Origin of the sequence: Pseudoglutamicibacter albus (genome assembly GCF_031458175.1) — a bacterium.
In the GTDB taxonomy this organism is placed as follows: Bacteria; Actinomycetota; Actinomycetes; order Actinomycetales; family Micrococcaceae; genus Pseudoglutamicibacter; species Pseudoglutamicibacter albus.
This window is the reverse complement of the sequence record NZ_JAVDXX010000001.1, coordinates 1,080,777-1,106,858: the sequence shown is the minus strand read 5'-3', so window position 1 is coordinate 1,106,858 and position 26,082 is coordinate 1,080,777. Positions and strand designations below refer to the sequence as shown.

The following is a 26,082-nucleotide window of genomic DNA, read 5'->3' as shown; positions in this document are numbered from 1 at the left end:
ATCAATGGCACGCCATACTTTATCGGTACTGGTCGAGGACGTCCCCGGTGCGTTGACTCGCGTCGCTGGCCTCTTCGCCCGCCGTGCATTCAATATTGATTCTTTGGCTGTGGGCCCCACCGAGACCCCAGGGCTTTCCCGCATGACCGTAGTGGTTCAGGCGGATGAGAAGCTATTGGAGCAGGTGACTAAGCAGCTGAATAAGCTCGTCAACGTGATCAAGATTGTTGAGCTTGAGCAGACACACTCCGTGCAGCGTGAGCATGTGCTGATCAAGGTAAACGCTGACGCGGAGACACGCACCCAGGTGACGCAGGCCGCGGATTACTTCCGTGCCCGTGTGGTGGATGTTTCACCGGACACCGTGGTGCTTGAGGCAACCGGTTCGGGCGAGAAAATCTCTGCACTCTTTGATGTTTTGGAGCCGTTCGGTATCCGCGAGATCGTGCAGGCTGGAACGTTGGCTATCGCACGCGGACGCAAGTCGATGTCGCATCGGGCTTTGCACTCGATTTCGGCCTAGATGGGGCATCGATCTGGGGCATCGAGTTGCGACACATCGCAGCCGATAAGTGACCGAGATAATTTTTAGACCTAGAAGAACTCAAACTGTAAGGAATGGTTTCGTGAGCACCACTATGTACTACGAAGAAGACGCAGACCTGAGCAAGCTCAGCGATAAGAAGGTAGCTGTTATCGGTTACGGTTCCCAGGGCCACGCTCATGCGCTTTCGCTGCGTGATTCGGGCGTGGATGTCCGTGTTGGTCTTGCTGAGGGCTCCAAGTCCCGCGCTAAGGCTGAAGCTGAAGGCCTCAAGGTCCTCAACGTTGCTGATGCCGCGGCTGAGGCTGATGTCATCATGATCTTGGTTCCAGATCAGGTTCAGGCCAAGGTTTACGAGGAGTCCATCAAGGACAACCTCAAGGCTGGCGACACCCTCGTCTTCGCCCACGGTTTCAACATCCGTTACGGCTACATCGAGCCGGGCAAGGACATCAACGTGATCATGGTTGCTCCTAAGGGCCCAGGCCACGTTGTCCGCCGCGAATTTGAAGCCGGCCGTGGTGTTCCAGCGTTGATCGCCGTTGAGAACGATGCGACTGGCGATGCCAAGGAGATCGCTCTGGCGTGGGCTAAGGGTATTGGCGCTACCCGCGCCGGTGTCATCGAGACGACCTTCACTGAAGAGACCGAATCTGACCTCTTCGGTGAGCAGGCTGTTTTGTGCGGTGGAGCCTCCCAGCTGGTCCAGTACGGTTTTGAGACCCTCACGGAGGCCGGTTACGCCCCAGAGATCGCATACTTCGAGGTTCTGCATGAGCTCAAGCTGATCGTTGACCTCATGGTTGAAGGCGGCTTGTCCAAGCAGCGCTGGTCGATTTCCGATACCGCTGAGTTCGGTGACTACGTCTCCGGTCCACGCGTGATCGACCCATCGGTCAAGGAAAACATGAAGGCTGTTCTGAAGGACATCCAGGACGGCACCTTCGCCAAGCGCTTCATGGATGACCAGAACAACGGCGCCACCGAGTTCCAGAAGCTGCGTAAGGAACAGGAAGGCCACGCGATCGAGGCGACCGGCCGCGAGCTGCGCAAGCTGTTCTCCTGGATGGAAGACACCGATTCGGACTACACCGAGGGCACTGCCGCTCGCTAAGTCCAGCTCCAGCCGTTCGCTAGCATGAACGGTGAGCCTCACGGCGGGAAAAGAACCCATGGTTCTTTTCCCGCCGCCGCGTTTAAGCGCCACCAGGGGCACGAGCGGGATCAAGCCGGCAACCGCATCGTTATATTGCATTTCATGAAGCGTGCTGTGTGTCATACCAGCGAAACCTGGGTGGCAGTTGGCTGTGAGGAAGATAGCGTTAGGTGCAGTGGGATTCCGCCGGAAGTGCGCAGTGCCCGCTAAACACGCTTGATAAACCAGTGACATAACCCCATCGATCGAACAGAGGATCACGTTCGTGGCTCAGACTCAGCCTGTTGTACTGATTGCAGAAGAACTTTCGCCCGCAACCGTTGAAGCGTTGGGCCCAGATTTTGAGATCCGCAGGACTGATGGCGCGGACCGTGACCGTTTGCTCGCCGATATCGCTGATGTCGATGCGATCTTGGTTCGCTCCGCCACGCAGGTGGACGCGGAGGCGATCAGCGCGGCTAAGAACCTCAAGGTGATTGCGCGTGCCGGTGTCGGCTTGGACAACGTCGATATCAAGGCGGCCACCCAGGATGGTGTGATGGTTGTCAACGCGCCGACCTCTAACATCATTTCCGCAGCTGAACTGACGGTGGGTCACATCATCGCTGCGGCCCGCAATATTCCTGCCGCTAACGCTTCGATGAAAGAGGGGCAGTGGAACCGCAAGGCATTCACGGGTGTCGAGCTCTTTGAGAAGACCGCTGGCATCATCGGTTTGGGCCGCATTGGTGCGCTTGTTGCAGAACGGCTCGCCGCATTCGGTATGAAGCTCGTCGCATATGACCCCTACGTGACCCCGGCTCGTGCACAGCAGCTGGGTGTCACGCTCGTGGAGCTCGATGAACTGCTCGCTCAGGCTGACTTCATCACGATCCACATGCCGAAAACCCCGGAGACTACCGGGATGATCTCAACCGAACAGTTCGAGCGGATGAAAGACACCGCGTTCGTCTTCAACGTCGCCCGTGGCGGCCTCATCGACGAGGAGGCACTCTACACGGCGTTGACCCAAGGCCAGATCGCCGGTGCGGGCATCGATGTTTACACGTCCGAGCCTGCCCAGGGCATCAAGTTCATTGAGCTTCCCAACGTTTCGGTGACCCCGCACTTGGGTGCCTCGACCGCTGAGGCCCAGGAGAAGGCTGGCGTGGCTGTCGCTAAGTCCGTCCGTTTGGCTCTCACAGGTGAGCTGGTTCCGGATGCGGTCAACGTTGCCGGTGGCGTGATCGATCAGGACGTGCGCCCTGGTATTCCGTTGGCGGAGAAGCTCGGCCGTATTTTCTCCGCACTCGCGCAGGGTGAGCGTTTGACCTCGGTTGAACTCACGGTGGCTGGTGAGATCGCCTCCAAGGACGTCACGAGCCTCAAGCTCGCCGCCCTCAAGGGTGTTTTCACCGATGTTGTCTCGCAGGGGGTCTCCTACGTCAACGCGCCTGTTCTTGCGGAACAGCGTGGTGTCGCAACCCGCTTGACTACCACCGAGGTCTCTGAGGACTACCGCAATAAGCTCGTGGTTTCGGGTGCTTTGGCCTCCGGAGCTGCGCTGTCGGTGACCGGTACGTTGACGGGCCCCAAGCAGATCCAGAAGCTCACCGCAGTGTTCGGGCAGAACCTTGAGATCCCGATCGAGGATCACATGTTGATTCTGCGTTATGAGGACCGCCCGGGTGTTGTGGGTGCGTTGGGTCGCGTCTTGGGGGAGCATAACGTCAACATTGGCGGTATGCAGGTGGCCCCGGCCGATGAGCAGGGCCAGTCCGCCGCGGTTGTCACGATTGATGACGCCCTGCCGGAGGGCCTGTTGGAAACCATCGGTGAACAGATCGGCGCGAGCGTTGCTCGCGAGGTCGACCTCGAAGAGTACTAAAACCTGACTAGGCTCTGGCGCATCAAGGCACCGCAACGGTGCAGGGCGTGGTGCAGGGCGCAGAGCTGGGAACGGTGTGAGGAACAGTGTGGGATGGGTGTCATGTACGCCCATCCCACACCTCATTTCGATAGAATCGCGGCGTGACTGATCTGGGTAAAGATAAAACGTTCTACATGACCACGGCTATCTCGTATCCGAACGGGGAACCGCACATCGGGCATGCCTACGAATTCGTGGCGGCTGACGCGATGGCGCGTTTCAAGCGTTTGGATGGCTATGACGTCTACTTCCTCACGGGCACTGATGAGCATGGCCAGAAGATGATGCAGACTGCACAAAAGCAGGGCATCACCCCGATGGAGTTGGCGCGTGTGAACTCGGATCGGTTCCAGTCCACGCAGGATGCTTTGGGTATTTCTTATGACCGGTTCATCCGCACCACTGATGCGGATCACCAGGCTGCCGCCCAGGCGATCTGGAAGGCCATGGAGGCCAATGGCGATATCTATTTGGGCCACTATGCGGGCTGGTATTCGGTACGCGATGAAGCCTATTACGACGAGGAAGAGACCCACGTAGGTGAGGATGGGGTCCGCTACGCGACCGAGACGGAAACTGAGGTGACCTGGACGGAAGAGGAATCGTATTTCTTCCGTCTCTCCAAGTACGCTGAGCCGTTGCTTGAGCTGTATAAGGAGCAGCCGGAGTTCGCGGCACCGGGTTCCCGGTTCAACGAGGTGATTCGTTTCGTTGAGCGTGGGCTTGAGGACCTCTCGATTTCGCGCACGACCTTCGACTGGGGTATCCCGGTTCCGGATGCGCCAGGGCACGTGATGTATGTGTGGGTTGATGCGTTGACGAACTACGTCACGGGCGTGGGCTACCCAGATACCGCGGGGGAGAAGTTCAGCAAGTACTGGCCAGCCGACGTGCACATTATCGGTAAGGATATTTCCCGTTTCCACGCGATTTATTGGCCTGCGTTTTTGATGTCTGCTGGCATCGAGTTGCCCAAGCGCATCATGATTCACGGGTTCTTGCACAATAATGGCGTGAAGATGTCTAAGTCTCTCGGTAACACGGTGGGTCCGGCTGACTTCATCGAGAATTATGGCTTGGATGCGATGCGGTACTTCTTCTTGCGTGAAGTGCCGTTCGGTGCGGACGGCTCGTATTCGCATGAGGCGATTGTGAACCGCATGAACGCGGAGTTGGCTAATAACCTCGGTAACCTCGCGCAGCGTTCCCTTTCGATGGTCGCTAAGAATCTTGACGGGAAGATGCCAGCACTTGAGAATCTGACGGAGGCTGATACGCAGCTGTTGGATTCCGCCAAGGGTCTGCTGGACTCGGCCCGAGCTCATTACGATAAGCAGGCGTTCTCGCTGGCCCTTGCTGAGCAGTGGAAGGTACTGCACGATGCGAACTCGTATTTCGCTGAGATGGCTCCGTGGGTCTTGCGCAAGGAAGACCCGCAGCGCATGTCGGTGGTGTTGGCTGTGACCTTGGATGTGGTGCGGCGGGTCGCGTTGCTCGCTCAGCCGGTCATGCCGGATTCGATGACCCGCATGTTGGATGTGCTGGGTGTCCGCCAGGGCGCGATGCGCACGTTCGCGGCGTTCGATAGCACAGTCGAGGCGGGCACGCCGCTGCCGAAGCCGCAACCGATCTTCCCACGCTATGAGGAGCCCCAATCTAGCTAACGCTGTGGAACCACAGCGTTAGCTAGCGTAACTGGACTACAGCGGTGGGGCAGGTTCACATGAATGTAAACCTGCCCCACCGCTTTTATGTAGCTAGCCTGTGTAGCTAGCCGCTGTAACGCTTCGTGAGCGTTTACTCGACGGCGAGCCCCTCAACTGGAGTGATCTTGGCCGCGCGGCGTGCTGGCAATACCGTTGCCAGCATGGTGATCGCCACGGTTGCTACCCACAGGATGAACAGCGGGATCCACGGGATCGTGAACTCTGCACCATCCATTAAACGGAGCAGAGCGGTGGACCCGAAGTAGCCGAACAAGGTACCGAAGATCACTGCCGCCAGCGCTGTGATGCCTGCGATCAGGAACGCTTCGAGGAACAGCATTGAGCGTAGCTGCTTGCGGGTGAGGCCAAGGGCTCGCAGCAAAGCGTTCTCGCGGGTGCGTTCGAGGATCGAGAGTGTCAGGGTGTTAGAGACACCCACCAGCGCGATGAGGACCGCGACACCGAAGAGCCCAACCACGATCAGCGTGAAGGTCATGATGGTGGCGTCGTACGCTTCCTTTTCCTGTGCGGCCAGTTCAAGGTTCTGTGGGGTTACGTGTGCTGCGTTGGCGATCACCTCAGAGGCGGTCGTCGGCTTGACGTCTTCGTCCAGCTTGGCCCAGATCTGTGTCTGCTCATCAAGCGTCTCGATGTTGAGCTTCTGAGCGGTCTGGATATCGATCATGCACGGAACGGCTGCCCTCGAGGCGGTACCGTGAGGCTTGAGCGTGGTGCCCTTGATCTTCAGCGGAAGAGCTTCCTCAAGTTTTCCGACCGGGCCGAACTCGTTTGCCCCAGGCAACGGCACGTTCGAAGGCACGACCTTCTTCAACGCCTCGACATCGCCAACATAGAGGGCGCTGCAGGAGGTCTCGGCCATCTGGTCTTCCGTGAGCTTCGCAGGTTTGACCAACACTGCTGCCTCGACCTCGTTAGCCTTGGCAACGTTCTCGAGCGTCTTATCCGTCGGGAGCTTGTCCTCTTCGAAATAGACTTTGGCATCGATCGGGAACTGGTTGGAGATCATGTTGTTCATCGTGGCCCTGAGGCTGAACATACCCGTGAGGCATGCCGCAACCAACACCACACCGATCATCAGTGCGGAGCCGACCGCACCTGTGCGGGCTGGGTGGCGTACCGCGTTGAGCCCGGCGAGCTTTCCAGCCGGTTTCCCAGCGAAGGGCTTACCGGCCTGCCCCACAAGGAACGGCACGAGGAAGGTCGCGACAACGAGCAGGCCGAGGAAGGCCAGCACGCACCCTAGGAAGACGACCAAGAAGAACACCGCGGCAGTGTCGGCGTCATCTTCGACAGGGAGAACCGCAGGCCCAGCCATGCCGATGCCGATGAAAACGGCACCCAACAGGATCAGCAGCACACCGGTGGTGATGCGTTTCTTGCCCTTACGGCTACCGACCGTCACGGTTTCTTGCGGCTGGAGGGCAGCGATCGGGGAGAGGCTGGAAGCCTTCTTTGCCGGGCGGATCGAGGCAAGCCATGTCATGACCACGGCCAGGACCATACCGGCTGGGAGGGACCACCAGTTGAATGCGAACTGGAACGTCGAAGACTTAGTAACCCAAGCCATGATCGAACCACCGCCGGCGATCAGCGCGATGCCGAGCGCAACACCAACCACGCCGCCGATCAACCCGACCAGGAGGCCTTCGGTGCGCATCATGGACTTGATCTGCTTCGAGTTAGCACCGATCGTGCGAAGCAACGCAAGTTCGCGGGTGCGCTGAGCCAAAACCACGGTGAACGTGTTCGATGTGACGAGCACACACACCACTGCCGAGAGCAGCACGAACGCGAAGAGCGCTACGGTGACGAAGACCATGGAGGAGCCGATGTTCTCCATCGACTGCTCGAGCAGCTGCTCCGGTGTTGCAACCGTGACGCCTTCGATGCCTGCTTTCTGCACGGCGGTTTTGATCTGCCGTACGATCTCATCCGGGTTGCTACCCGGGGTGAGCTTGAGCAGGTACACCGGCTCGGGAGAGCCCATCAACAGGCCTGAGGCTTCAGCCTGCTTATAGTCCATGAAGACCAGAGGCAAACCAACGTCATCGATCATCATAGAGTCTTCAAATACACCGTTGGCCTCGTATTTCTGCGGCTTAGCTTCCTCCGGGTCCTGCTCCTGCCCGTCAGAATCCGGCGAGTATCCCAAGGTCAGCGCCGGCGCGCTTGAGTCCTGAGAACCCTTGAAGCGCTGTTTGATCTCCTTGGAGATACCGATGCTCTTGCCATCAGGGAATTCGCCTTCGAGTTTCTTGAAACCGAACAGGCTCCAATCTCCCTTGACTGCATAGAGGGTCAGAGGATCGTAGCCTCCGCCGAGTGAGAAGATCATTGCGCTCTGATACATCGCATGATCAGCAACCGAACCGTTCGAGGTCACAATCTTGTCGATTTGCTCCAGCCCCTGTGCTGCTTTTTCAGGGTCCCCCTGAGACTTGCCGGTATCCTTCACCTGCACGACAACATCAGACTGTGAATAGACCTGGCCTTGGGAATTGGCGAGGCTCGCCTTCGAGGAGGTCGAGAAGTTCATGACAGCGCTGAGGAACGCAACACCGATCGTCACAGCGAGGATTACCGCTATATAGCGGCGCAGATAAGCGCGCACATTCGCGCGTGCAATCGTATTCATTATTTAGCCCCCAACTGAGCGAGTGCTTCAGCCACACCCTGGGCTGTCGGGTGATTGATCTCGCCGGCAATAACACCGTCAGAGAGCAACAAGACACGGTCAGCGTAGGAAGCAGCCTGCGGGTCGTGCGTCACCATGATTACGGTCTGGCCGTATTCGTGCGCTGCGCGCTGCAACAAGGTCAGCACCTCGCTACCGGACTCCGAATCCAAGTTACCGGTCGGCTCGTCACCGAAGATCACATCGGGACGGGACAGCAATGCACGTGCCACAGCAACACGCTGCTGCTGGCCACCCGAGAGCTCGTGTGGCTTGTGGTTCAAACGTTCGCTCAGACCCAAACGCTCAACGAGCTCGTTGAACCAAGCCATGTCCGGCTTTTGTTCTGCAAGCTCAAGCGGAAGAAGAATGTTCTGCTTGGCCGTCAAGGTTGGAACCAGGTTGAACGCCTGGAACACGAAACCCACGCGCTCGCGGCGCATACGGGTCTGCTCGTCTTCATTCATGGTGTCCACGCGAGTATCACCCAGTGACAATGCCCCGCTCGTAGGGCGATCCAGGGTTGCCAGCATGTGCATCAACGTGGACTTACCCGAACCCGAAGGGCCCATGATCGCGGTGAACCTACCGCGGGTAAAACCCACAGTTACGTTGTTCAAAGCCGTGACCTGAGTAGAGCCCTCACCAAAGATCTTGGTGAGATTCCATGCTGCAACTGCCGGCTGAGCCGCGTGCGAACCGATGTGTGCTTCAGATGATGGAGGTTGTGTAGTCATGCTTCTACAGTAATTTCCACGCGATCTGTGATCATCGACCACCAGGATGGAAAAACGCAAGGCCATGTCATACTCAGGTATGACATGGCCTCGAAGCGGCAACAGATGACCTGCTTAAGGGGTCACGACGCCTGTTTTATACGCAAGGACGACAGCCTGAACGCGGTCACGGACCTCAAGCTTGGACAAAACGCGGCCCACGTGTGTCTTGACGGTGGCCTCAGACAAACACAGCTGCTCAGCGATCTCCGTGTTAGAGAAACCCTCAGCCATGAGCTTGAAAACCTCAGCCTCCCGCGCCGTCAGAAGCTCCAGAAGGTCCTGAGCCGACGCCCCGTCTTGTTGAGCCTGAGAACGCAAAAGAGGCGCCATATGGTCCAGAAGCCGCTTAGTAGAACTCGGCGCAACCACCGCACCACCATGGAACACAGTGCGGATCGCCTCCAGCAGATCCTCCGGAGGAACATCCTTGAGTAAGAACCCGGCAGCGCCAGCCGAAATCGCATCAAGAACGTACTCATCCAAATCAAACGTCGTCAGAATCAAAACCCGCGGGGCCTCCACACCACGCCGAGCCGCATCTGAAAGCAACTGCGTGGTCGCGGCAATCCCATCCATTCCAGGCATACGGATATCCATCAAAACAACATCCGCATCACCAACGGAGGCTCCACTTGCCGGCGGCCTGCACACCGCAAGACCATCAGAGGCCTCCGCAATAACACACAAATCAGGCTGCGAATCAATCAACATTCGAAAACCAGAACGCACCAACTGCTGATCATCAACCAGCGCAACCTTAATCCGCTCCATGGAACCCTCCAAACCCACAACCTTCCAAGCCCAAGCCCGGCTCAATCACTTTCATACCTAACGACTTATTGATTCAAGGATGGCGTGCTCACGCACTAGCAAGCTCATCCGAGGCATACGGGATGAACGCATACACCTGATAGCCCCCCGGCAAAACCGAGAAAGCAACCTTACCCCCATACAGCTCAGCCCGCTCGCGCATACCAACCTGTCCGCGTCCACTCGATGGCAATGCGGCGGCAACCCCAACAGTCACCGGAGGCGGGGCATCTGAAGCATCTGCGCTGGCAACACCCTGCGTCTGAGAAGCACCTTGGGCCTGAGGACCTCTCGGTGGCAGCGAATCATTCGCCACCGTCACCGCAAGCCCACCGGCCATCCACGTCAGAACAACATCCGTACGCGTAGGCGCAACCGCGTGCTTACGAACATTTGTCAACGCCTCTTGAACAATCCGATACACCGCCAACTCAGCACCGGGAGGCAACGTACCGGCAGGGGAGTGCTTCCACTCAATCGAGGTCTCAATACCACTTGCGCTCGCGGTGTAGGCGAGTTCATCAAGCCGATCAAAACCAGGGGCGGGGGCTCTGCGGGCCTCATCGCCCTCATCCCTCAAAACCCCCAATAGTGAGCGCATCTCGGTCAACGCTTCACGTCCCGTTTGAGAGATCGTCTCCAAAACCTCGCACGCTACTTCCGGACGCTGGACGGCCGCATATCGGCCGCCGTCTGCCTGAGTCACGATGACCGAGAGCGAATGAGCCACCACATCGTGCATCTCCCGAGCGATACGACGCCGCTCATCCGCTGCAGCGAATTCACGCTCCCTGATCTGCTCGTCGATGAGCCTCTTCATCCGCAGCTTTTCAGCTTCGAAACGTGCGCGCCGTTCGAAAGATAGGCGACCGAGAAGCCACGCGACCGCCACGACGAGCCAATGCCCAATCAGCGCTGCCGCGTAGTCCAAGGCAGACCGATACTCCACGTCGTGTGTCATGAAGAACACGACTGCCACAATGGAACCGAGGAGCCCCGCAACCAAAGCTGTGTTCGAGACCCAACGGCTCCCGTGCGCGGCAGAAGAATAAATAATGGGAGGCACGAGGATCAGCATGGGGGACCGGTCGGCGACAACGCACACTTGCACAAGGCATGCGATCACCGCGGTCACCAGCGCAGCGCCAGGTTTATAGCGGCGAATAGCCCATGCAGCGCACAACACTAGCCCCACCAGGAGTACGGTGGCGCGACGCACGGCATAGGGGAATAGCGGCCAGAATGGCAGCGCAGGTGCCCCCTGAAGGTATTCACCGCTTTCTGGGTCTGGCATGTGCGGGCCCAGCGGGAGAGGACCCGCCGCCCAGAAGATGAAGCTGACGAACAGGGCCATGCAGGCGGCTTGCATCATATCGATCCTCACCGGATGTGTGCGGATCCACGTTTCCGTGCGCCTTATCCTGCCTGGGCGAGTGTTAGCGGTCTGGGCCATACACCACACTCTAATGAGTAAGAGGCACTTTTGACTGCGACCAGGGTATGACGCGCGGCGGCGCCACGGAGCGACGGTGCTTGGGCGCATAGCCGTGCCGTGCCGAGGCCGTCATAAACACGTCCCACATAGTGGGATGTTGGCTCATATTGTGGACGAGGGCGTATGGTGGAAACCATGACGCGCACACTTGATTTGGCAGTGATCCCCGGCGACGGCATCGGCCCCGAAGTTATTAGCCAAGCCCTCAGAGTCATCATGGCATCGCTGGAGAACACCGATGTTGACGTAGCGACCACCGAATACAACCTCGGCGCCGAACACTGGCTCGAAACCGGAGAAACCCTCACCACGGAAACCCTCGAGCAACTCCGTGAGCACCAAGCGATCCTCTTCGGCGCGGTAGGTGCCGCCCCCAATGACGAACGGATCCCATCAGGCATCCTCGAGCGCGAGATCCTGCTCAAGCTTCGATTCGCCTTCGATCATGCCGTGAACCTGCGCCCATCCAGGCTCTTCCCAGGCTCCGTGAGCCCACTGAGCGAACCCGGCCAGATCGACTTTGTTGTGGTCCGCGAAGGAACCGAAGGCCTCTATGCAGGTAACGGCGGCCAATTCAAAACGGGAACCGAACACGAGATCGCAACCGAAGTATCCATCAACACGGCCCACGGCGTCCGCCGCGTAGTCCGCGACGCCTTCCAACGCGCCAACGCACGCCGCAAGAAACTCACGCTGGTCCACAAACACAATGTTTTGGTCAACGCCGGCAAGCTCTGGAACCGCATCGTCAACGAAGAAGCCACGAACTATCCAGACGTCACCGTGGACTACCTGCACGTCGACGCGGCAACCATCTTCATGGTCACAGACCCAGCCCGCTTTGATGTGATCGTGACCGATAACCTCTTTGGCGACATCCTCACCGACCTCGCAGGAGCCGTCACCGGCGGCATCGGGCTCGCCTCCTCCGGCAACATCAACGTGGATGGAACCGCGCCGTCGATGTTCGAGCCAGTCCACGGATCCGCGCCAGACATCGCAGGAAAGAACATCGCGGACCCGACCGCCGCGATCCTCTCCGGTGCACTCCTGTTGCGCCACGTAGGGCTATGCGAGCAAGCCGACGCGATCGAAGCGGCAGTCGAACGCGACCTCGCGGCACTCGTTGATGCGCCCGCCGCGCCGCAGCGAGCCACAACCGAAATCGGCGATGCGATCATCGCGCAGCTGAGCGCATAGCGCGGCCTCAAACTCCCATCATCGGTCTTGCTCTACCGCATAGGGTAGGCGCGGGACTAGGGTTACCTAAAGGGGTTACCTACAGGTGCATGCAGACTCAGCGTCTGTGTCGCCGCACAAACACATCACGAGCCGCCACCATGAGCGGCGAAACGTATCGGAACTGGAGCATAACAGTGGAATTCACCCGCACGCTCACGACCAACCCGACCTCGGACGAGGAACGCGCAAAGATCCTGCAAGACCCAGGTTTCGGAACCCACTACACGGACCACCAAGTCATTATCGACTGGGATATTGACAAGGGCTGGCACAGCGCGCGGGTAGTTCCATATGGCCCGGTCACACTTAACCCGGCCGCCGCTGTTCTGCACTACGGCCAAGAAATCTTCGAAGGGCTCAAAGCCTACCGCCACAAGGATGGCGGAGCGTACAGCTTCCGTCCCGAATCCAACGCACGCCGTCTGAACCGCTCAGCGGTCCGTTTGGGAATGCCCGAACTGCCGGTAGACGTCTTCCTGCAGGCGATCAAGGAACTTGTGAGCGCTGATGAGGCGTGGATCCCAGACGGTGACGGCGAATCGCTGTACTTGCGACCGTTCATGATCGCAACCGAAGCGTTCCTGGGGGTGCGGCCATCGCATCGTTATGAGTTCCGCGTGATCGCCTCACCTGCCGGTAACTACTTTGGCGGCGAGCTTAAACCGGTTCAGATTTGGCTCTCTGAAACCTATGCCCGCGCAGGCCACGGAGGCACCGGCGAAGCCAAGTGCGGCGGCAACTATGCGGCCTCGCTCATCGCCCAACTCGAAGCTGAAGCCAACGACTGCCAACAGGTCATCTTCACCGACCCAACAAACGATCACGCGGTCCAGGAACTCGGCGGCATGAACGTGTTCTTCGTGATCGATAACGGCAAGACTCTAGTCACCCCAGCGTTGGACGGCACAATCCTACACGGCGTCACGCGCTCCTCAGTGCTTGAGCTCGCACAAGAGAAGGGCCTGGCTGTCGAGGAACGCACCTTCACACTCGGTGAGTGGAAACAACGCCTCGATGAAGGCAACCTCGATGAAGTCTTCGCGTGCGGAACCGCCGCAGTCATCACACCGATCTCGCAGCTACGCGGCCGTGACATGACCCTCACGATGCCGGAAGTGAAGCACGATGGCGTGTGGGCAACAATCCGCCACGACCTCCTCGGTGTACAGACCGGTGCGGTCGATGACACACGCGGATGGCTGCACCAGCTCGCCTGACCGCGCAGCCCCTTGACATCCCCGCACCCAACTGAGCTCCAGTAGACCCAGTAGGCTGGTTTCATGCGTATTGCCCGTTGTGTCATTGATGATGATCCGTTCTATGGACTCGTAGAAGACGAGCAGGTTATCGAGTTAGCTGGTGACCCGTTCTTCCACGGCGTCCAACCAACCCAGACCGTGCACGCATTAGATGATGTGCGTTTAGTCGCACCGATCATCCCGCGTTCCAAGGTCGTGGGTTTCGGCAAAAACTATGCCGAGCACGCACGCGAGATGGGTGGGGAAGCGCCCGCCCGGCCAGTCATGTTCCTGATCCCGAACACCGCGGTTTTGGGGCCGGGGGAGCCCATCCGGTTCCCGGACTTCTCCGACGAGATCTCCTATGAGGGGGAGCTCGCTGTTGTGATCGGCCGTATCTGTAAAGACGTCCCGCCGGAGAACGCCCACGAGGTCGTGTTCGGGTACACGATCGCCAATGACCTCACCGCGAGGGACGCCCAACGCAACGATGGTCAATGGTCCCGCGCTAAAGGCTTCGACGGGTCGGTTCCATTGGGTCCGTGGATCGAGACCGAATTGGACCCTGATGCGTTGGCGATCACCACCGCAGTTGATGGCGAGACGGTCCAAGACGGCAATACCCGTGACATGCTGACCCAGGTCGCGGGCCTGATCGCGCAAGCCTCCGAAGCGTTCACGCTGCTTCCAGGCGATGTGCTGCTCACCGGAACCCCGGCAGGCGTTGGGCTGCTGCAGGAAGGACAGACTGTTGAAGTCACCATCGAAGGCATCGGCACGCTATCGAATCGCGTGATGTAGCCGGCAACCGCTCGGTTGGCGGCCCCGCATCGTTGCTTGCCGTCATTGTTGGTTGCCCTCATCGTTGATAACGACCTACTAAGATAAAGGATCATGAGCTTTACTGCGTCGCTTCCTACGGTTTCCGATTCAACTCCTGTTCGCGTTCGTTTCTGCCCTTCACCCACCGGCACCCCGCACGTCGGTATGGTCCGCACCGCCCTGTTCAACTGGGCTTATGCGCGCCACACGGGCGGAACCCTGATTTTCCGCATCGAGGACACGGATGCCGCGCGCGACTCTGAAGAGTCTTTCAACCAGGTCATCGACGCGATGGAGTGGCTCGGGATCGACTGGGACGAAGGCATCTGCGTGGGCGGGCCGCAAGAGCCGTACCGCCAGTCCCAGCGCATGGATATTTACGCTGATATTCTGCGCAAGCTGATCGACGGCGGATACGTGTATGAGGACTTCTCGACCCCGGAGGAAGTCAAGGCACGCCGCCAGGCAGCTGGGCAGGACGTCCAGTTAGGCTATGACAACTACGATCGCGACCTCACCGAGGAACAGAAGCAAGCCTTCCGTGACGAGGGCCGCAAGCCCGTGTTCCGTCTGCGGATGCCGGACGAGGACATTACGTTCGAGGACCTCATCCGCGGTGAGATCACGTTCCCAGCCGGTTCGGTTCCTGACTTCGTGGTGGCCCGCGCCAACGGCGCGCCTCTGTATACGCTGGTCAACCCGGTTGATGACGCGCTCATGGGTGTCACGCACGTTCTGCGCGGCGAAGATATCTTGTCCTCGACCCCACGTCAGATCGCGCTCTACCGCGCGCTGATTGAGCTGGGGATCGCTGAATACCTGCCGCGTTTCGGCCACATGCCATACGTCATGGGGCAGGGCAATAAGAAGCTGTCCAAGCGTGACCCGGAATCATCGCTGTTCAACCTGCGCGACGCCGGCTTCATCAAGGAAGGCCTCGTCAACTATCTCGCGTTGCTGGGGTGGGCGATCTCCGGGGATGAGGACATCTTCACGACGGAGGAGATGGTCAAGGCCTTTGACATCAAGGATGTACAGCCCAACCCTGCCCGCTTTGACGTCAAGAAAGCCGAAGCCATCAACGGAACGCACATCCGTAGGCTTTCGCCTGAAGTTTTCATTGAACGTTTGATCCCGTACCTGCGAGACGCTGAGCTTGTCTCGGACCCGCTGACACAAGACGAACAGCGCATCCTTGAAGCGGCGGCGCCTCTGGTCCAGGAACGCATGCAACTGTTGGGCGAGGCGCCTAAGATGCTGGACTTCCTGTTCAAGCCAGACGCTGAGATCACGATGGATGACGACGCCCTCAAGCGCATGCCAGAGAACCTGGGCGAGGTCATCGACGTTGCAGCGGACGCGCTCGAGAAGGTCTCCGAGTTCACGGTAGACAACATCGAGCAAGCCCTGCGGGAAAGCCTCATTGATGGCCTTGGGCTCAAGCCACGCCTAGCGTTCGGCCCGGTCCGCACCGCTGTTTCCGGGCATCGGGTGTCCCCGCCACTGTTCGAATCCCTCGAAATTCTGGGTAAAGAATCAACCCTGGCGCGGCTGCGTGCATTCCGCGAGAACCACGCGGAGTAAACCCGGCGTTAATGTGGCGTTCGACACGAGGGAGGAAGCCGATTTGGTTTCCTCCCTCGTCTCGGGTAGGCTAGACAATCGCATGCCGTCGCGAGAAAACATTTGATCGCAACGAAAAACACTCGGTGAATGCGAGCAGTTTGAGAATACTGATTCGCAAAACCGGGTAAGCATAATTGAATATGAGAATTCATATTGATCGTGCTACGCTGTAGTGCACATTGGGATATGGTGTAATTGGCAACACGACTGATTCTGGTTCAGTTATTCTAGGTTCGAGTCCTGGTATCCCAGCGAAGATCTCACCGCTGTTATGGAAGCGGGTAGCCCTCACGGCAGAAGAGATCAGCGATTCCCCTTAAACCCCACACGTACTTGTTCTGGCAAGCAGTGGGTTAAAGAGATGGGGAGTAGCATTTGGCCCCATCGTATAGCGGCCTAGTACGCCGCCCTCTCACGGCGGTAACGCGGGTTCGAATCCCGCTGGGGTCACGTCGCAACACACGGTTCACTAATTCAATATGTGATGCAGATTCATTGAGGATCTGCGTAGCGTGTCGCGAAAGCGGCCCCATCGTATAGCGGCCTAGTACGCCGCCCTCTCACGGCGGTAACGCGGGTTCGAATCCCGCTGGGGTCACGCAAGAAAAATCCCGGTGATCGCATCACCGGGATTTTTTATACCCTAATCTGGCTAGTGACTCATTCACGTGCGCAGAAATGTGCGCAGAAACGGGTGCAGAATCGTGCGCAGAAAGGGAAACCGGTGGGGACCGTCAGTGGATTAGGCGAGGCAGCCATCATCGCCTCCATCAACCGCGCCTTCGCGCCCAACGCTAGCTCAGCGGGCTCCGTGAACTCAGCGGTCCAAGGCCCTGATGAGGCTCGGGGTCGCGGAGCAGTGCTTGTTGGTAACGGCGATGACGCCGCCGTACTCGCCGCAAACGCGCGCCTGGTCTTGACGATGGATACCTCGGTTGAAGGCCAAGACTTTATGCAGGCGTGGCCCAGCGGTGTCGAAACATCCCCGCGGCTACTTGGTTTCAAGTGCGCGGCGCAGAACCTTTCCGATATTAACGCGATGGGTGGGCGGGCCCGTTTTCTTCTGATGTCCCTGTCACTCTCGAAGAATGTTGCGGCGAGTTGGCCCAGCGAATTCGCCGCAGGCATGCGGGACGCCTGCGAGGTACTCGGGGCAGAAGGTGTGGAACTACTCGGTGGGGACGTATCTGCTGCTGAAGCGATCTCGATCACGATCACTGCGGTCGGGGAACTCGATAGTAAGGCCCGGCCCATCGTCCGCAACGCGGCCCGGCCAGGGGATCAGCTCTATATCGCAGGCAGGCTGCCAGGCACATCCGGCACTGCCCTGAACCGGCTCCTGGACTCCAGAACGCAACAAGAGCCTTCCCTAGAGCACATGCCGAGGCAGCACGCTCAGCCTGACGAAGACGAATTGGCTCGCGCTCTCGAGGCGCACTTCATGCCCACCCCGCCGCTGGAGCTCGGACCAGCACTAGCTGCAGCTGGCCACCGCATCGCCGGCATCGACGTTTCCGACGGTCTAGTGCGGGACGCCACGCGCATCGCCGAAGCCAGCGGGGTAGACATGGTCCTGGATGAGGCAGCTATTGAACGGATGGCGGCACAGTTGGGGCAAGCGTGGGCCCTGCAGAGCGCAGAAGCGCGCCACAACGTTCTCTACGGAGGAGAGGAGTTCAACCTCTTATTCACCGTGCCCGCCGGAACGGAGTTGCCTCAGCTACCGGGCGTCAGCATCGTACGAATCGGCGAGGTTACACAGCTGAACCAGGCAGGCCGGCAGTCTGGGATTTATCTGGAGGGGCAGCGCCTGGATGAAAACCTAGGTTTCGATCACTATTCGACAGATAAGCCCTAAGCAGTACGAGCCCTCAAGGTGCCAGCGGTGCGAACTTAGACTGAGAACCTAGATTGCAAACCTAGACCGCGATTGAGGCGCTGAGATCATGAGCGACTTGCGCGACGATGCTTCCGTAGCGTTTCCCCGGGTCATTGCTGATGCGTTGAACAGGCCCGGACATCGAAAGCGCGGCCACAACCTTCCCGGTCGGGCTGAAGATCGGCGCGGACACGGAGGCCACACCGCGTTCGCGTTCTCCCACGGACTGTGCCCAGCCGCGCTTCTTGACGCGCGCGAGGTCATGCGCAGTGAACCGCGCCTCTTCAAGACCCTGCACGATGCGGGCCTGATCCTCCCACGCGAGCAAGATCTGGGCAGCCGAACCTGCGGCCATGGACAGTTGCGTACCCACCGGGATAGTGTCGCGTAGGCCAGTGGGGCGCTCTGCGGAGGCAATGCATACACGCAGATCGCCTTGGCGTTTGAAAACCTGGGTGCTTTCGTTAGTGAGTTCCCGCAAGCGCTGTAGAGCTGGGCGCGATGCGGAGACAAGCCGGTCTTGACCTGCGGCGGCCGCTAGCTCAGATAGACGTGGGCCGAGGACGAACCTGCCGTGAAGGTCTTTGGTCACAAGGCCGTGATGAACCAGGGCTTGGGCGAGCCGGTGGGCTGTTGGCCGGGCGAGGTGGGTCGCTTCCACGAGGTCCGCGAGGCTTGCAGGTCCAGACTCGAGGGCATCAAGGATCATCGTCGCTTTATCGATGACGCCCACACCACTGTTTTGTGACATGCTAGAAACCATAACGTCTCAATCTTTGAGACACAAGATCAGAATGTGGAATAGTCTGATGTTAGCGTGGTCGTGAACACACGCCGCGATCACAGCAAGCATCGCAGCTGTGAGCATCGTGACTGAGACCATCACAGCTGAGAACATCGTGACTGGGAACGCACAGCACTCAGAAGGGAAGAACAACATGTCGAGCACAGGAGCCGCGCGCACCTTGGCAGAGAAGGTGTGGGAAGACCACGTCGTAGCTCGAGGCGAGGGTGAAGGCCTCGACCGCCGCCCTGATTTGCTCTACATCGACCTACACCTCGTGCACGAGGTCACCTCGCCGCAGGCTTTCGAAGGCCTGCGCCTAGCGGGCCGAAAGCTACGCCGGCCTGACCTGACCATCGCGACCGAGGACCACAACACCCCAACCCTGGAGATCGACCGGCCCATCCAAGACCCGATCTCCGCAAAGCAGATCGAAACTTTGCGCGCTAACTGCAAGGAATTCGGTGTCCGCTTGCACTCACTGGGCGATAAAGAACAAGGCATTGTGCACGTCGTTGGCCCACAGCTGGGCCTCACTCAGCCCGGTATGACGATCGTGTGCGGTGACTCCCACACATCAACCCACGGCGCGTTCGGTGCGCTGGCCTTCGGCATCGGAACCTCGGAAGTCGAACACGTCATGGCAACCCAGACGCTGCCGCTCAAGCCGTTCAAGACCATGGCGATCAACGTTGAAGGAACCCTGCGCCCAGGCGTGACCTCGAAAGACATCATCCTCGCGGTGATCGCCAAGATCGGTACCGGTGGCGGGCAGGGCTACGTGCTGGAATACCGCGGCTCTGCGATCGAGCAGCTTTCGATGGAAGCCCGCATGACGATGTGCAACATGTCGATCGAAGCCGGCGCGCGTGCAGGCATGATCGCCCCAGACCAGACAACCTTCGACTACATCAAGGGCCGCCCACACGCCCCACAAGGCGAAGAGTGGGACGCCGCGGTCGAATACTGGAAGACCCTGCGCACCGACGATGACGCGACATTCGATGCAGAAGTGTTCCTCGACGCCGACGAGCTCGAACCCTTCGTAACCTGGGGCACCAACCCGGGCCAGGGCGTTTCGCTCAACGACGTGGTTCCGCACCCAGAAGAATATGGTGACGAAAACGAGAAAGCTGCAGCCCAACGCGCACTCGAATACATGGGGCTGGAAGCCGGAACCCGCATGAAAGACATCCGCGTAGACACAGTATTCTTAGGCTCTTGCACCAACTCCCGCATGGAAGACCTCAGGGCCGCGGCGGATGTGATCCGCGGGCAAGAAAAAGACCCGAACGTACGCATGATCGTGGTTCCCGGGTCCGCACGCGTGCGGCTTGAAGCAGAAGCCGAAGGCCTGGATCAGGTTTTCAAGGACTTCGGTGCCGAATGGCGCTTTGCCGGTTGCTCAATGTGCCTGGGCATGAACCCAGACCAGCTCTCCGAAGGCGAGCGCTGCGCATCGACCTCCAACCGCAACTTTGAAGGCCGCCAGGGTAAAGGTGGGCGAACCCACCTCGTGTCCCCGCTCGTAGCAGCGGCAACTGCGGTGCGAGGCACACTGTCCTCGCCAACGGACATCATCGAAAACCACGCCGCAACGGCCTCCGCATAACCGCACGCTGGTAGAGAAGGACATTCATCATGGAGAAATTCAGCACACACACCGGCGTTGCCGTGCCACTGCGAGCATCCAACGTCGACACCGACCAGATCATCCCGGCGGTCTACCTCAAACGCATCACCAAAACCGGCTTCGATGACGCGCTGTTTGCCCGCTGGCGGCAAGACCCAGAGTTCATCCTGAACCAAGAGCCGTATAAGAATGGCAGCGTTCTGATCGCAGGCGCGGACTTCGGCACCGGATCCTCACGCGAGCACGCCGTGTGGGCGCTCAAAGACTACGGCTTCCGGGTAGTGATCTCATCGCGTTTCGCCGATATCTTCCGCGGAAACTCCGGCAAGCAGGGACTACTCACGGCACAAGTTGAGCAATCTGACGTTGAACTGCTGTGGAAGCAAGTTGAGCAAAACCCTGGGATGGACATCACGGTCGACCTTCCGAACCGCACCATCACCGCGGGCTCGTTGACCGTGGGCTTCTACGTCGACTCCGATACCGCGTGGCGTCTCGCTGAAGGCCTCGACGATATCGACCTTTCGCTGCGCCAAGAAGAGGCGATCGCTGAATACGAAGCACGCCGTCCATCGTTCAAACCAACCACACTCCCAGCCCGCTCTTAAAACGGACTCCAGGCTGTGCTGCAGGATTGAATCTCCTGTTCGTTTTCATAGCATTGCCAGTCTGAATCCCCAGTCACTTGCAGATGTGAGATTATGAATCACTCAATGCATGTGGCTGGGGATTAGCTTTTCCATGCCACACGCCCTGACCTATATGATGGTGAGGAACTAACGGGGTCATCCCGTGCTTAACCACTGCCCGCTGATGACAAGGAAAGCTAAAGCGTGACGACCAAGGTCCTGTCCATTAATGGTGGCCGCCCACTCACTGGTGAGGTGACGGTACGTGGTGCCAAGAATCTGGTGCCAAAGGCGATGGTCGCGTCCTTGCTGGGTAGTGGGAAATCGATTCTGCGCAACGTCCCTCAGATCAGGGACGTCGACGTGGTAGCTGGCCTGTTGCGCCTGCACGGCGTGACGGTCGATATCGATCACGACAAGGGCGAGCTCGTGATGGACCCCTCGGGCGCCAAGACTGCCTCGAGCGCCGAAATCGATGCGTTCGCAGGGGACTCGCGCATCCCGATCCTGTTCTGCGGCCCGCTCATGCATACGATCGGGGAAGCCTTCATCCCGGACCTGGGTGGCTGCCGCATCGGCGATCGCCCGATCGACTACCACTTGCAGGTTCTGCGCGAATTCGGCGCCGTCGTTGAGAAGGCCCCGAACGGGATCAGCATTTCCGCGCGCAACGGCCTCTACGGCGCCAAGGTCGAGTTGCCTTATCCTTCCGTAGGTGCGACCGAGCAGGTTCTGTTGACCGCGGTGCGAGCCCAGGGCATCACCGAGTTGAAGAACGCGGCGGTTGAACCTGAGATTCAAGACCTCATCTCTGTTCTGCAGAAGATGGGCGCGATCATCGACCTGCGCGGCGAACGCACCCTCGTGATCGAAGGCGTCGAATCGTTGCGCGCCTACGACCACACCGCCCTGCCAGACCGCAATGAGGGCGCATCGTGGGCTTCCGCTGCCCTAGCGACCGGGGGAGACATCCTCGTGAAGGGCGCGGACCAGAAAGACTTGTCCGCGTTCCTGAACTGCTACCGCCGCCTCGGTGGCGAATTCGAAGTCCAGAGCGAAGGGATCCGGTTCTTCCACCCAAGCGGTGACCTCAACCCCCTCGTCGTAGAGACCGATGTGCACCCTGGTTTCATGACGGACTGGCAGCAGCCGCTCGTGGTGGCTTTGACCCAGGCCACGGGCGTTTCGATTGTGCACGAGACGGTGTATGAGAACCGTTTCGGCTTCACTGACGCGCTCAAGCGCATGGGTGCAACGATTCAGCTGCACCGCCAGTGCCTCGGATCTCTGCCGTGCCGCTTCGGCAACCGTGACTTCCTGCATTCCGCGGTGATCACCGGTAAGTCCAATCTCAAGGGCGCTGACTTTGTGATCCCGGATCTGCGGGGTGGATTCTCCCACGTGATTGCAGCGCTGGCAGCCGAAGGCGTGTCGAATGCCACCGGCATCGACCTCATCAACCGCGGCTATGAACACTTCACCGATAAGTTGCGTGGCCTAGGCGCCGATATCGAGCTGAAGGAACAAGCGTGATGGCGCGGAAGGGATCTAACGAAACCCTCGCCGCACGCATCACTTTCGGGACCGCCGCAGCTTTCGTACGCCCAGCCCTGGCGCTGTTGTTGCGCCGCACCTGGGTTGGTATGGGGTCGATCAAGCCGGGCTCGATCATCGTTGCGAACCACATCAGTGAACTTGACCCGCTCATCATCGCCGAATCGGTTTATGTGCAGGGATTGCTTCCGCGTTTCCTCGCGAAGTCACCGCTGTTCAAGATCCCGTTGGTTGGTCGCGTTCTGAAAGCGACCGGCCAGATCCCGGTTGAACGCGGAGGGCCGGGTGCCAAGCTCTCGCTCGAAGCGGCAGCTGAAGTGATTGGGCGCGGCGGTGTGATCATCATCTATCCGGAAGGGACCTTGACCCAAGACCCGGATAAGTGGCCTATGCAGGCCCGCACGGGTGCGGCTCGGCTCGCACTGAAAACCAACGCACCAGTGGTCCCTGTTGTCCACTGGGGGGATCAGGAACTTTTGGGCGGCAAACCACGCAGGCTCAAGCTGTTCCCGCGGAAAGCGACCGTGGTCATGGCAGGCACGGAGATTGACCTCGATGACCTGCGTAGCGGACCAATGACCCGCTCGGTGCTGGACGAGGCAACCACCCGCATCATGAAACACATGACGTACCTGGTCTCTGACTTGCGCGGTGAAGAACCCCCGGAAGCGCCGTGGAATCCTACGGCCGATAACGATGAACAGCTCAAGCAGCGCGAAGAAGAAAAGCGCCGCCGCCGTGAGCAAGAAGACTGGTAGAAAAGCGGTGAAACCGCGCAGTAGATACCGCGCAGTAGACGCTTCAGAAGAGAACACAGCGTTGGAGGCATACGCGTGAAGAATCTCACCGTGATGGGTTCAGGCTCGTGGGGGACCACGTTCGCCAAAGTTTTGGCTGACGCCAACCCGGAAGCGACCGTAACGTTATGGGCCCGTCGTGACGAGGTGGCCCAAGAGATCGCGACCAAACACACGAACAGCGGCTACCTCGGTGAATTGATGTTGCCGCTCAATGTCACCGCAACCTCGGATCCGGGAGCGGCACTTGCTGGTGCGGACATGGTGGTTCTCGCTGTACCGGCTCAAACCTTGCGGGAGCAGCTCACCCAATGGGTGGAGCACATCCCGTCTGAGGCGATCATCGTTTCGTTGATGAAGGGCCTGGAACGAGGCACGGGTCTGCGCATGACTCAGGTGGTTCAGGAAGTTCTGGGAACCAGGCAAGACAAGCTTGTGGTCCTCTCCGGCCCTAACCTTGCACGCGAGATCGCGCGTGAAGAACCCACCGCCTCGGTGGTTGCGTGCGCTGTCACTGAGACCGCTGACGCCGTCGCGAAGGCCTGCACCGCCCCATACTTCCGTCCCTACACCAACCGGGACGTGATTGGCGCTGAGATCGGCGGGATCGTGAAGAACATTATCGCGCTCGCGGTGGGTATGTGCGATGGCATGGGTATGGGGGATAACACGAAGGCCACCGTGATTACCCGCGGGCTTGCAGAAACCACTCGTTTGGCTGTGGCTCTTGGCGGTAAAGCGGAGACGATGTCGGGGCTTGCCGGTATGGGGGATCTCGTGGCTACGTGCGCCTCGTCGTTGTCCCGAAACTACACTGCTGGGCGTCTGTTTGGTCAGGGGCTGAGCATGGAGCAGGTGATCTCGAAGATGACCCAGGTGGCAGAAGGCGTCAAGAGCTGCTCGGCTGTTTTGGAACTTGCTCACGAAAACGGTGTTGATATGCCGATCGCTGCGGCGGCTTCGATGGTTCTGGATGGATCCGAGCCGGTGGTGAAGATGCCTAAGCTGCTGTTGGACCGGGATCTGAAATCGGAAGGAGCGTAACCAGTGTCAACGCCTCAACGGAAGGTTTTGCTCCTTTTCGGTGGCCAGTCGAGCGAACATTCGGTTTCGTGTGTGACCGCGGCCGGAGTTTTGCGTGCGATCGATACGGATCGTTTCACCGTGATTCCAGTGGGTGTCACCCAGGACGGCGTATGGACGCTGGTTGCGCCGCAGCAGGTTCTGACGTATTCCTTCGACGGCGGTGTTGAACCGATGGTTGAGCCTCAAGGCCAGCCGGTGCGGCTCATGCGCTCGGACAGCCCCGATGCGGCGGCGCGTCTGGTCACGGATGCCCAACCAGGTGAGATGGTCAAGATGCTCACCGGTATCGACGTTGTGTTCCCGCTGTTACATGGTCCATATGGCGAGGATGGCACGGTTCAGGGCCTGCTGGAGCTGATCGGGGTCCCATATGTGGGCTCGGGTGTTGCGGCTTCTGCTGTGGGTATGGATAAGCATCTGATGAAGATGGCTTTCAACGCAGCTGGCTTGCGTGTGGGGCCTTATCAGGTGGTCACCAACCGTGAATGGGATGCGGACCCTCAAAGTTGCTTAGACCGGTGTGACTCCCTTGAGCTTCCGTTGTTTGTGAAGCCTGCGCGGGCAGGCTCTTCGCAAGGTGTTGTGCGTGTGGATGATCGTGAGGATTTGAGCCTTGCGATCGAGGAAGCCCGGATGCATGACCCGAAGGTATTGATCGAGCAGGGCATCACAGGGCGTGAGATTGAGTGCGCTGCCTTAGAAGGGCGCCGAGGCGAGCCGACACGTGCCTCGGTGGGCGGTGAGGTTGTGGTCGATGAGGCCGCAGCTGACCTGTATGACTATGAATCGAAATACCTGGCCGATGACAACGCACGCACCGAAGCCCCTGCACAGCTGAGCGAGGAGCAGGCTACATCCCTCAAGGAACACGCGATCATCGCTTATGACGCACTCGGTTGCGAAGGCCCCTCACGCGTGGACTTCTTCTTGGATGAAGCCGGCGAATGGATCATCAACGAGATCAACACGATGCCAGGCTTCACCCCGATTAGCATGTATCCGCAACTGTGGGCGGCAAGTGGTTTGCCGTACGAAGATCTGATCACCGAGCTGATCACCCTTGCCTTTGAGCGGCAGCCGGGGTTACTGCGTTAGCCGTTCTTCTTGCCTTCGCTGACCACGTCCGCGTCCGCGTCCTCAGGCGCTTCGAGGTTGAGGTCGCGGGCTGAGGTGCAGCGTTTGGTTGCTTTGTTGTTCTTCACGGCATCAGAGACCGCAACTGCGACATCGGAGGAAGAGATGCGTGCCGTGTCGATCGTGATGGTGATGTACGGTTCACGGCCGTAGGTTGCGATCGTCCATGTACCGTCATTGTTCTCACGCGCGGTCCAATCCACCTCATCCAAAGTGGAACACCTGTCTGAGGTGACGGCGGGCGCAATCTCACCGCATTTGAGGATCGCTGAAGCCGGTGAACCCCACGCGGCAGTCGACTGGCTCGTGGTTTTCCGTTTAGGCTGCCCTGAGATCTCTTGTGGCAAGGTGATCATGACCTGTGAGCATCGGGCATCTGCTGCGTTCTCTGCGGGAGCGACCTCGACCGGTTCGCTACAACCGCTCAAGGTGAGGGTTGCGCCAATACTCAGTACAGTGGCGATAGCGGCCTTGCGTCCACGACAACGGAGTGTGATGCGAGGCTGAACAGGCCTAGAAGGCTGAGAGAACACGGGAAAAGCACGCATATCTTCAGTTTATCTG

General features: G+C 59.2%; 21 protein-coding genes and 3 tRNA genes. 18 read left to right on the top strand and 6 right to left on the bottom strand.

All coding sequences use genetic code 11. The annotated features are described in order from the left end of the window. Nucleotides 1-4 precede the first annotated feature (4 nt). The 4 genes from ilvN to metG all read left to right on the top strand — a co-directional run bounded on the left by ilvN (nt 5) and on the right by metG (nt 5,273). Nucleotides 5-523, top strand: coding sequence for an acetolactate synthase small subunit (gene ilvN / locus J2S67_RS04860; protein WP_035754647.1), 519 nt, complete (start codon nt 5-7; stop codon nt 521-523). 115 nt (nt 524-638) lie between these two features. Then, nucleotides 639-1,658 (top strand): ketol-acid reductoisomerase, encoded by a 1,020-nt coding sequence (ilvC, locus tag J2S67_RS04855; RefSeq protein ID WP_035754776.1) that lies wholly within the window; start codon nt 639-641, stop codon nt 1,656-1,658. A 307-nt stretch (nt 1,659-1,965) separates the two neighbouring features. Continuing rightward, the gene (gene serA / locus J2S67_RS04850; protein ID WP_310246805.1) at nt 1,966-3,567 is read left to right on the top strand and encodes a phosphoglycerate dehydrogenase; all 1,602 of its coding nucleotides are present in this window, start codon (nt 1,966-1,968) and stop codon (nt 3,565-3,567) included. Between the two features lie 143 nt (nt 3,568-3,710). Next, nucleotides 3,711-5,273 (top strand): methionine--tRNA ligase, encoded by a 1,563-nt coding sequence (gene metG / locus J2S67_RS04845; protein ID WP_370991803.1) that lies wholly within the window; start codon nt 3,711-3,713, stop codon nt 5,271-5,273. 133 nt (nt 5,274-5,406) lie between these two features. Here metG and J2S67_RS04840 read toward each other — a convergent pair whose 3' ends face one another. The 4 genes from J2S67_RS04840 to J2S67_RS04825 all read right to left on the bottom strand — a co-directional run bounded on the left by J2S67_RS04840 (nt 5,407) and on the right by J2S67_RS04825 (nt 11,052). Continuing rightward, nucleotides 5,407-7,971: an FtsX-like permease family protein gene (locus tag J2S67_RS04840; RefSeq protein ID WP_070507014.1), complete on the bottom strand. Its 2,565-nt coding sequence runs from the start codon at nt 7,969-7,971 to the stop codon at nt 5,407-5,409. Continuing rightward, nucleotides 7,971-8,747, bottom strand: coding sequence for an ABC transporter ATP-binding protein (locus J2S67_RS04835; RefSeq protein ID WP_035757203.1), 777 nt, complete (start codon nt 8,745-8,747; stop codon nt 7,971-7,973). Before J2S67_RS04835 ends, J2S67_RS04840 begins: the two co-directional genes overlap by 1 nt. A 114-nt stretch (nt 8,748-8,861) precedes the next feature. Next, entirely contained in the window at nt 8,862-9,560 is a 699-nt protein-coding gene (locus J2S67_RS04830) for a response regulator transcription factor (protein ID WP_310246798.1), read from the bottom strand. Nucleotides 9,561-9,648: 88 nt separating this feature from the next. After that, a complete protein-coding gene (locus J2S67_RS04825) occupies nt 9,649-11,052 on the bottom strand; it encodes a histidine kinase (RefSeq protein ID WP_176744686.1) in 1,404 nt (467 codons plus the stop codon). Nucleotides 11,053-11,229: 177 nt separating this feature from the next. Here J2S67_RS04825 and J2S67_RS04820 point away from each other — a divergent pair, with 177 nt between their 5' ends. The 8 genes from J2S67_RS04820 to thiL all read left to right on the top strand — a co-directional run bounded on the left by J2S67_RS04820 (nt 11,230) and on the right by thiL (nt 17,880). Continuing rightward, nucleotides 11,230-12,294: a 3-isopropylmalate dehydrogenase gene (locus tag J2S67_RS04820; RefSeq protein WP_035757262.1), complete on the top strand. Its 1,065-nt coding sequence runs from the start codon at nt 11,230-11,232 to the stop codon at nt 12,292-12,294. 140 nt (nt 12,295-12,434) lie between these two features. Further along, a complete protein-coding gene (locus J2S67_RS04815) occupies nt 12,435-13,553 on the top strand; it encodes a branched-chain amino acid aminotransferase (RefSeq protein ID WP_310246790.1) in 1,119 nt (372 codons plus the stop codon). Nucleotides 13,554-13,616: 63 nt separating this feature from the next. Beyond that, nucleotides 13,617-14,375, top strand: coding sequence for a fumarylacetoacetate hydrolase family protein (locus tag J2S67_RS04810; protein WP_035757201.1), 759 nt, complete (start codon nt 13,617-13,619; stop codon nt 14,373-14,375). Nucleotides 14,376-14,468: 93 nt separating this feature from the next. Next, a complete protein-coding gene (gene gltX, locus J2S67_RS04805; RefSeq protein WP_310246787.1) occupies nt 14,469-15,980 on the top strand; it encodes a glutamate--tRNA ligase in 1,512 nt (503 codons plus the stop codon). A gap of 222 nt (nt 15,981-16,202) precedes the next feature. Further along, nucleotides 16,203-16,274: transfer RNA gene (locus J2S67_RS04800), tRNA-Gln, on the top strand. Nucleotides 16,275-16,399: 125 nt separating this feature from the next. Beyond that, nucleotides 16,400-16,472: transfer RNA gene (locus J2S67_RS04795), tRNA-Glu, on the top strand. A 75-nt stretch (nt 16,473-16,547) separates the two neighbouring features. Further along, nucleotides 16,548-16,620, top strand: a tRNA-Glu gene (locus J2S67_RS04790). Nucleotides 16,621-16,746: 126 nt separating this feature from the next. Continuing rightward, nucleotides 16,747-17,880 (top strand): thiamine-phosphate kinase, encoded by a 1,134-nt coding sequence (gene thiL, locus J2S67_RS04785; RefSeq protein WP_070490372.1) that lies wholly within the window; start codon nt 16,747-16,749, stop codon nt 17,878-17,880. 61 nt (nt 17,881-17,941) lie between these two features. On the opposite strand, the gene J2S67_RS04780 is transcribed toward thiL, so the two are convergent. Then, a complete protein-coding gene (locus J2S67_RS04780; RefSeq protein WP_070490571.1) occupies nt 17,942-18,652 on the bottom strand; it encodes an IclR family transcriptional regulator in 711 nt (236 codons plus the stop codon). A gap of 187 nt (nt 18,653-18,839) precedes the next feature. Here J2S67_RS04780 and leuC point away from each other — a divergent pair, with 187 nt between their 5' ends. From leuC to J2S67_RS04750, 6 genes are all read left to right on the top strand, one after another. Further along, complete coding sequence (gene leuC / locus J2S67_RS04775) at nt 18,840-20,297, top strand: 3-isopropylmalate dehydratase large subunit (protein WP_070507181.1); 1,458 nt, start codon at nt 18,840-18,842, stop codon at nt 20,295-20,297. 29 nt (nt 20,298-20,326) lie between these two features. Beyond that, on the top strand, nt 20,327-20,926 hold the full coding sequence (gene leuD, locus J2S67_RS04770) for a 3-isopropylmalate dehydratase small subunit (protein WP_035757197.1): 600 nt from the start codon (nt 20,327-20,329) through the stop codon (nt 20,924-20,926). 225 nt (nt 20,927-21,151) lie between these two features. Continuing rightward, the gene (gene murA / locus J2S67_RS04765) at nt 21,152-22,480 is read left to right on the top strand and encodes a UDP-N-acetylglucosamine 1-carboxyvinyltransferase (RefSeq protein WP_035757195.1); all 1,329 of its coding nucleotides are present in this window, start codon (nt 21,152-21,154) and stop codon (nt 22,478-22,480) included. Continuing rightward, nucleotides 22,480-23,259, top strand: a complete 780-nt coding sequence (locus J2S67_RS04760) for a lysophospholipid acyltransferase family protein (RefSeq protein ID WP_310246779.1) — start codon at nt 22,480-22,482, stop codon at nt 23,257-23,259. The genes murA and J2S67_RS04760 overlap by 1 nt, the downstream gene beginning before the upstream one ends. A 75-nt stretch (nt 23,260-23,334) precedes the next feature. After that, nucleotides 23,335-24,342 carry an NAD(P)H-dependent glycerol-3-phosphate dehydrogenase gene (locus J2S67_RS04755; RefSeq protein WP_269634099.1) on the top strand — a complete coding sequence of 336 codons (1,008 nt, stop codon included), beginning with the start codon at nt 23,335-23,337 and terminating at the stop codon, nt 24,340-24,342. A 3-nt stretch (nt 24,343-24,345) separates the two neighbouring features. Next, nucleotides 24,346-25,479 (top strand): D-alanine--D-alanine ligase family protein, encoded by a 1,134-nt coding sequence (locus J2S67_RS04750; protein ID WP_310246772.1) that lies wholly within the window; start codon nt 24,346-24,348, stop codon nt 25,477-25,479. Here the strand turns inward: J2S67_RS04750 and J2S67_RS04745 are convergent. Then, a complete protein-coding gene (locus J2S67_RS04745) occupies nt 25,476-26,066 on the bottom strand; it encodes a DUF3515 family protein (RefSeq protein ID WP_310246770.1) in 591 nt (196 codons plus the stop codon). The two genes, J2S67_RS04750 and J2S67_RS04745, sit on opposite strands and share 4 nt — an antisense overlap. Nucleotides 26,067-26,082 lie beyond the last annotated feature (16 nt).

Excerpts from the sequence above, each read along its gene's own strand:
- ilvN (WP_035754647.1), top strand. The coding sequence starts at position 5 with ATGGCACGCCATACTTTATCGGTACTGGTCGAGGACGTCCCCGGTGCG.
- ilvC (WP_035754776.1), top strand. The coding sequence starts at position 639 with ATGTACTACGAAGAAGACGCAGACCTGAGCAAGCTCAGCGATAAGAAG.
- J2S67_RS04840 (WP_070507014.1), bottom strand. The coding sequence starts at position 7,971 with ATGAATACGATTGCACGCGCGAATGTGCGCGCTTATCTGCGCCGCTAT.
- J2S67_RS04835 (WP_035757203.1), bottom strand. The coding sequence starts at position 8,747 with ATGACTACACAACCTCCATCATCTGAAGCACACATCGGTTCGCACGCG.
- J2S67_RS04830 (WP_310246798.1), bottom strand. The coding sequence starts at position 9,560 with ATGGAGCGGATTAAGGTTGCGCTGGTTGATGATCAGCAGTTGGTGCGT.
- J2S67_RS04825 (WP_176744686.1), bottom strand. The coding sequence starts at position 11,052 with ATGGCCCAGACCGCTAACACTCGCCCAGGCAGGATAAGGCGCACGGAA.
- J2S67_RS04820 (WP_035757262.1), top strand. The coding sequence starts at position 11,230 with ATGACGCGCACACTTGATTTGGCAGTGATCCCCGGCGACGGCATCGGC.
- J2S67_RS04815 (WP_310246790.1), top strand. The coding sequence starts at position 12,435 with ATGAGCGGCGAAACGTATCGGAACTGGAGCATAACAGTGGAATTCACC.
- J2S67_RS04810 (WP_035757201.1), top strand. The coding sequence starts at position 13,617 with ATGCGTATTGCCCGTTGTGTCATTGATGATGATCCGTTCTATGGACTC.
- gltX (WP_310246787.1), top strand. The coding sequence starts at position 14,469 with ATGAGCTTTACTGCGTCGCTTCCTACGGTTTCCGATTCAACTCCTGTT.
- J2S67_RS04780 (WP_070490571.1), bottom strand. The coding sequence starts at position 18,652 with ATGTCACAAAACAGTGGTGTGGGCGTCATCGATAAAGCGACGATGATC.
- leuC (WP_070507181.1), top strand. The coding sequence starts at position 18,840 with ATGTCGAGCACAGGAGCCGCGCGCACCTTGGCAGAGAAGGTGTGGGAA.
- leuD (WP_035757197.1), top strand. The coding sequence starts at position 20,327 with ATGGAGAAATTCAGCACACACACCGGCGTTGCCGTGCCACTGCGAGCA.
- J2S67_RS04760 (WP_310246779.1), top strand. The coding sequence starts at position 22,480 with ATGGCGCGGAAGGGATCTAACGAAACCCTCGCCGCACGCATCACTTTC.
- J2S67_RS04745 (WP_310246770.1), bottom strand. The coding sequence starts at position 26,066 with ATGCGTGCTTTTCCCGTGTTCTCTCAGCCTTCTAGGCCTGTTCAGCCT.